This is a genomic window from Ornithinibacillus californiensis (assembly GCF_001038485.1).
In the GTDB taxonomy this organism is placed as follows: domain Bacteria; phylum Bacillota; class Bacilli; order Bacillales; family Amphibacillaceae; genus Ornithinibacillus; species Ornithinibacillus californiensis.
In genome coordinates this window covers 25,002-31,365 of the sequence record NZ_LDUE01000049.1, presented here as the reverse complement: position 1 = coordinate 31,365, position 6,364 = coordinate 25,002, and the positions used below count along the sequence as shown (strand labels likewise).

7 protein-coding genes are annotated in these 6,364 nt (G+C 35.4%); 1 reads left to right on the top strand and 6 read right to left on the bottom strand.

The window, feature by feature from the left end:
- Window positions 1-96 precede the first annotated feature (96 nt).
- Window positions 97-1,332 (top strand): IS256 family transposase, encoded by a 1,236-nt coding sequence (locus TE34_RS11635; protein ID WP_047984673.1) that lies wholly within the window; start codon window positions 97-99, stop codon window positions 1,330-1,332.
- Here the strand turns inward: TE34_RS11635 and TE34_RS11630 are convergent.
- The 6 genes from TE34_RS11630 to TE34_RS11605 all read right to left on the bottom strand — a co-directional run bounded on the left by TE34_RS11630 (window position 1,319) and on the right by TE34_RS11605 (window position 6,187).
- Complete coding sequence (locus TE34_RS11630) at window positions 1,319-1,552, bottom strand: hypothetical protein (protein ID WP_047984990.1); 234 nt, start codon at window positions 1,550-1,552, stop codon at window positions 1,319-1,321. The two genes, TE34_RS11635 and TE34_RS11630, sit on opposite strands and share 14 nt — an antisense overlap.
- A gap of 143 nt (window positions 1,553-1,695) precedes the next feature.
- The gene (locus TE34_RS11625) at window positions 1,696-2,814 is read right to left on the bottom strand and encodes an ABC transporter permease (RefSeq protein WP_047984989.1); all 1,119 of its coding nucleotides are present in this window, start codon (window positions 2,812-2,814) and stop codon (window positions 1,696-1,698) included.
- Window positions 2,811-3,695, bottom strand: a complete 885-nt coding sequence (locus TE34_RS11620) for an ABC transporter ATP-binding protein (protein WP_053075067.1) — start codon at window positions 3,693-3,695, stop codon at window positions 2,811-2,813. The genes TE34_RS11625 and TE34_RS11620 overlap by 4 nt, the downstream gene beginning before the upstream one ends.
- Before the next feature lie 17 nt (window positions 3,696-3,712).
- On the bottom strand, window positions 3,713-4,987 hold the full coding sequence (locus tag TE34_RS11615; RefSeq protein ID WP_047984988.1) for an ABC transporter permease: 1,275 nt from the start codon (window positions 4,985-4,987) through the stop codon (window positions 3,713-3,715).
- Between the two features lie 24 nt (window positions 4,988-5,011).
- Window positions 5,012-5,557: a hypothetical protein gene (locus tag TE34_RS11610; RefSeq protein WP_047984987.1), complete on the bottom strand. Its 546-nt coding sequence runs from the start codon at window positions 5,555-5,557 to the stop codon at window positions 5,012-5,014.
- Between the two features lie 72 nt (window positions 5,558-5,629).
- Window positions 5,630-6,187, bottom strand: coding sequence for a hypothetical protein (locus TE34_RS11605; protein WP_047984986.1), 558 nt, complete (start codon window positions 6,185-6,187; stop codon window positions 5,630-5,632).
- Window positions 6,188-6,364 lie beyond the last annotated feature (177 nt).

Sequence of the window (6,364 nt, the reverse complement as noted above, 5' to 3'; positions counted from 1 at the left end):
TATAAACTGTGTAAGTAAGAGAGCGTACGGCTCTTACTTCGCAGTTTATTTTTTTATTGTTACACTATAACTATATAAATTGGGGAGTTGTTTATAATGGCGAAATCTAAACGTGATCCGAAATCAGTAGAATTAGCTAATAGAATTATAGAACAATACCAACCAGAGTCCGTACAAGACATGCAGAATGCTTTAAAAGACATATTTGGCCCTATGTTTGAAGCGATGTTAAAAGGAGAGATGAACCATCATCTTGGTTATGACTCAAACGATAAAGGGGAAAAAGTCACAGATAATCGCAGAAATGGTTATGGAAAGAAAACCTTGAATACGAGTTCTGGAGAAGTAGAAATTGAAGTGCCTCGAGATCGTGACGGCTCTTTTGAACCGAAGATTATTCCTAAGCGTAAAAAAGATGTATCTGAGATTGAGGATAAGGTTATAGCTATGTATGCCAGAGGGATGTCTCAGCGGGACATTTCTTCTACCATTGAGGACATTTATGGTTTTTCTGTATCTCATGAAATGGTTTCTGATATCACAGATACTGTGCTGCCTGACTTAGAAGAGTGGCAAAGTCGTCCATTAAATGACTGTTATCCTTTTGTTTTTGTGGACTGCATGTACACAACCATTCGCAATCAATATGAGACAAAGAAGTATGCTGTGTATACCATTTTAGGTTATACCATGGAGGGAAAAAAAGAAATTCTTGGTCTATGGTTAAATGAAACAGAAAGTAAGCATAAATGGATGCAAATCTTTGATGAAATAAAGGCTAGAGGGGTCGAAGATATCTTCTTTATTTCTATGGATGGCGTATCTGGTTTGGAGGAAGGTGCTCGCTCCATATTCCCTGATGTCATCGTTCAACGATGCATTGTACACTTAATTCGTAACTCCATTAAATACGTACCAAGCAAGGACTACAAGGCATTCACAGCCTCTTTAAGAAAGGTTTATGGAGCTCAAAGCCTAAAGGCCTGTCAAAGTACATTTGAATCCTTCAAACAACAATGGTCTGCCTATCCAGGAGCTATTGATGTTTGGGAACGCAACTTTGAACATGTAGAACAATTATTTGACTTTGGTAGTGCAGTTCGACGAATTATGTACACGACTAACGCAGTGGAAAGCATCCACTCCAGTTTTAGAAAAGTAACAAAAAAAGGAGCATTCCCCAACGAGAATGCCCTACTTAAAGTCCTATATTTACGAGTTAAAGAACTAGAAACCAAATGGGAAGGTGGACATGTCCATAACTGGTCTCTAGCCATGAATCAGCTATTGATGGATGACCGATTAAAGGAAAGGGTACTCAAATATATCTAAGTGTGTGATCCCAACTTACACACTTTATTTGACAAACCCCTAGGGTATGATATTCTCCACGTTTTATTTCCTCTCTTCTTTCTTTAATAATTATGTTTTCATTTTCTGTTGGATTTACTACAGGAATAATTCGTTTCTTCAACTCCCGTTCCACTTCTTCGTAGTACTTTTTAGGTATCTTTTCAATAAGTTCATGCAATTGTTCTTTGGTTATACCCATTTTATACACATCCTCTCTTTTACTTATATAGTATACATATGATATCTTTACCAATTAGCAATATTTTAACTGGGGTGGGGATCCCTTGGAATCCCATCTTAACTGGGTGTTGATTAGGCTATCCCCATAGTTCCCCTTAAAATTCAATCTACCTTACTCGTCCTAACCTTCTGTCTAGCTATCACATAGAGCATAATCGTTAACAAGAGAGTGACCGGAATTCCTTGCCACCATTCTCTAGCATTTTGAACAAGAATAATTTCTTCAGGCAACAAGTATTGAAATGGATTAAACCAGGCCATTGGACTCCATGAAATAGTTGATATCAATACATAACCAGCCAGTAATATTCCTAAGACACTAAAGAGTGTAGCCAGTGTATTCTTGAAAAACAAACTTAACAGAACACAGAGTGTAATAATCAAGAAGACACTTACGGATACTACAATAACCGCTATGAGCAGATACTCGGCAATTGTTATAAACTCGATTTGCTGATTTACCTCCACTACTATAGGATAGTCAAAAAATCCTCGGTATCCAAAAACATACCCTATGATTAAAGCTACCGCTAACAGAAATGCAGTTGTTAATACATAAACAATAATCGAGCTCAATAATTTACTTGTAATAATATGTGTTCGTTTCAAAGGCTGTGTAAATAGTAGGTTGATAGAACGATTTTCAAATTCCGATGACATGATCTCCCCTACTAATAGAATGATAATAAGAATCGCACCTAGATTAATAAATAGATCCACCACTTGTTTAATAAAATTCGGAAACGCCCTACTATAGGTTTCGTGTTCCGGTGGAATCTCGGATTCGAGTAGTTTTTCATTTAATGCTAAAGAATGAGAAATTTCCTGGTACGTTAACGAATGTTCCCCACCCTTTTGTTTATACTCTTCTGCGGTCGAATAGTATTCATTCTGTAGTTTTAATCGTTCTTGAAACTGATTTGGTGCTAGTAGATTCCTTGTTTCATAAAGATTATTGATCATCGCACTATTTAGGCGCCTTAGTTCCTTTTGCTCTTCATTCTCTGGGTCATCTTCGAGAATAGAATTGTGGATTTTCGCATTAGCAAAGTTAACCTCTAACAACTCATCTATTTGTTCTCTCGCCTCTTTTTCAATGTTTGATTCAAAGATTACATTACGTCCCATTAAAAATCCAATACCGATAACAATTCCAAGTAGGATATATAAGAATTTTTTACTAAAAACTATCTTTTTTAACTCAAATGACAACAACCTCATGAGGATAACTCCTCTTCAAACAGTTCACGATAACGTTTCTCCGCACCTACTTTTTGTACTTCGATGTCTGTAATCGTAATATCATTGTCATTTAGGCAATCAATAAAGCTCTGCAAGTCAATATCTGTTTCTTCAAATCCCACTTGGTACTCGCCCGATACAGAAAATGGAATGCTCTTATCTTTTAGTACCTTCTGAGCCTTTTCGATATCATTTACCGTAATCAAGTAATTTTTCGATGATATATCTTGTAGGGATTCCTTTAATAGTGCCCCGTCTTTCATAAAGTAGATCGTATTCGTTAATCGATCAATTTCATCTAGATTATGGGACGAAACAACAATTGTGGTTCCTTCCTGATATAACTCTAGCAAAATCTTACGCATATTAATCGCACTCGTTGGATCTAGTCCATTTAATGGCTCATCCATTAATAATAATTTTGGCTCATTAATAATAACCATGGCGAGTAATAAATGCTGCTTCATTCCAAGAGAATAGTTACGAACACGTTTTTTCAAATACTTTTCCATACCAACGCGCTCTGCTACCTCTTTAATCTTTGAAATAGGTATTTTTTGTACACTACAAACAAATTTCATGTGATCATAGCCCGTTAGATTTCCATAGAGGATGCGGTTGTCCTGTAAATAAGATACTTTAAGGAAAAGCGAAGCATCGGTATGCTTTTTCCCTAGTAACCTTACTTCCCCTTCTTGAAAGGAAAGTAGATTCGTCATACAGTTCAATAAGGTTGTTTTTCCTGAGCCGTTTGGTCCTACTAATGCAATAATTTGAGGTGTTTCTACTTGTATGTCAATCCCCTTTAGTACCATTTGCTTTTTATATCGTTTCTTTAAATTACTTACTTCTATAATCACATCACCACTCCCCTTTCCTAATTACCCTTTTTGGATTGAACAAAAGATACAACATACGTAACAATTAACATAACAAGACTAGCAATACTTAACGAAATGATTCCATTTGCATAGGTGAGATTAAAATTATCCAATGTTAATGCTAATTCATTTGTTACAACTTCAAAAACGGAAAAATATTGAAAAGGGATATATTGTGCAATGCTAGAAGTTACTAATCCCTCACTCATTTTCATTCCTACAAATAGCGCCCCTAGGGTTAATCCTATTGCTACTAATACACGTTTAGTCAGAATGGAAAATAGGAATAGAATCGTGTAAGAGAATAATAGAATTACCATAAACAGAGAAGTAGCTTTTACTAGAAATACTCCCATGCTCATGAGAGTAAATGTCCGATCCTCTCCATAGATTACTACTGGATAGTCCCAATCACCAAATCGATCAAAAATGCTTCCAACTATAAAAGAAAAGACAACTGCGCACACCAGAATCAATAAACTTGTTAAAATCGCTGTTAAGAATTTACTAGCTAGAATTTTATACCGCTGTATTGGTTGTGTTTGCAATAAATAAATTGGCCCATTTCGACCTAACCCTTCCTTTGTAACGATATCTCCGAATAAAAAAAGAAAGAAAACAACCCCAATAAAACTGAACAATAATCCAAAAAGTCGGAAGAGATAATGGATACTTGTTGAAGAATATTTATTGCTATTTTCTTTGATTATGTTCATTATAAATTCGGAATCTGCTGCACTACCGCTATTAACCTCTCTATCATATAAGGTTACATAAGATAAAATATTCACCGGTAATAAAGGTACAACATCTTTGTCTTGCATCCATTTACTCATCGCTACATAGGTTTCATAGGTGAATAATGTTGGATGGGTATATGTATGCGTTTCGTTTTGGAATTTCTTTGTACCAATCATCGGCTCGTTATTATCTATCTCCATTTGTAGAAGAACGTCCCAATTTTCTTCTTCAAATATTTCTACTTTTGTTTGTTCTTTTTCTAACCACTCTTCATGAAATGCAATGGACTCCTCCAGTTCCTTCACTTCTGAATCCTCAGCAGACTCTAAAGCAACGCTATCTTCTTCAATAGTTTGTTCCGTTCTTTGAATAACTTCATCTAATAATTTGATTTCATCCTCAGCACGTGTTGTGTTGATATATACAAACACATAATAAGCGATAAAAAATACGAGTAATGCCAAAATAAGTATTCGAAAAAAGTTGGCATTCCACATTTTCTTTATTTCAAATAAGATAAGCTTTAACAAAAAAGCACCCCCTACTTTATAAAATTACTGAACACTTATACTAAAAACATAATAAGCTTGCCCTACTAATTCACCGTCCCATTGTAGTTTGAGGGAGTAATAATATTTCCCTTTTTCCGTAGGGGCGGTTATTTGCTTATTATTGACTTCCACTTTTTTCTCTTCATCTAATCTGATCTGAGTTGCTTCAATAATATCAGGATAGTAAATATGATCTGTTGCAGGTATCCCATCAGTGGATATGACAATACTAAACACATCACCAGCTTTTACACTTAAAGAATGATATCCATATAATTGCTCCGCAGGCGGATTCGGCTCCAATGAACAGAGACTTTCCTCTTTCCAACACCAAACATCTCGAGCAACATCTGCCGATACATCGTCCGCTGATACACTAACCCTAGGAGGCCCACTTACCATTTGGCTATCACCAGCTTCAGATTCACTTTCATTACCTTCCGTTGACTTAGGAACTTCTTCTTTTAATCCTATCAGTGCAGGGTTCTCTGCACATCCCACTAGAAGCAGTCCTAATAAAATCAAGGTATAAATAAAATAAGCTTTCACATCAAAAACCTCCTAACTAATAGAGGATATAAACTCAATTCCAGCTGTATATTCGCTATTTGACAGTTATAATTATCGAACATTAATACCAAAGGCAAAATAAGCTTGACCTACTAGTTCACCATCCCACTGAAATTTTAGGGAATAATAATATCTACCTTTTTCAGTAGGAGCAGTTATTTGTCGGTTTCTTACATCCACCTTTTTACCTTCTTCTCCCCATTTGTACTGTATTGCTTCTATCTTGTCTGGATTAGTTAGATGTTCTGGATCTGTTATGTCATTTCCTGCAATCGTGATACTAAATTCCTCACCCGGTTTTACCTGTAGGGGTGGCCACCCACCTTCGTTAAATATATCAATTGGTGAACTTGGTTCTAATGAGCAATTTTCTTCCTCTTTCCAACACCATACATCCTCGAAAACAGCTGATGAATCAGATTCAGTTTCCGTTTCATAATAAACAGCTACATATGGAAGTCTTATGACTCTTTCTTCAGTTTCTACTTCAGTTGAACTTTGTGCCTTTTCTACAGATGATGGATTATTAGATATTAACGCTGGGTTTTCTGCACAACCGAAAAGTCCAACACATATAAAAATCATCAAAAATATTATGTACTTTTTCAATTGCAATCCTCCCGTTCGTTATTTATATCCTAGCAATTCTTCATAACATAAACTTAACAGAATTGTAACATTAATTTAATATTTTGAATATTGTTTCTCATAAACTGTAACAATTTCTTTTATATGGTCCCATGTTAAAATGATATAGAATTATATTCGTATCAGTTAGGAACATTA

Excerpts from the sequence above, each read along its gene's own strand:
- TE34_RS11625 (WP_047984989.1), bottom strand. The coding sequence starts at position 2,814 with ATGAGGTTGTTGTCATTTGAGTTAAAAAAGATAGTTTTTAGTAAAAAA.
- TE34_RS11635 (WP_047984673.1), top strand. The coding sequence starts at position 97 with ATGGCGAAATCTAAACGTGATCCGAAATCAGTAGAATTAGCTAATAGA.
- TE34_RS11630 (WP_047984990.1), bottom strand. The coding sequence starts at position 1,552 with ATGGGTATAACCAAAGAACAATTGCATGAACTTATTGAAAAGATACCT.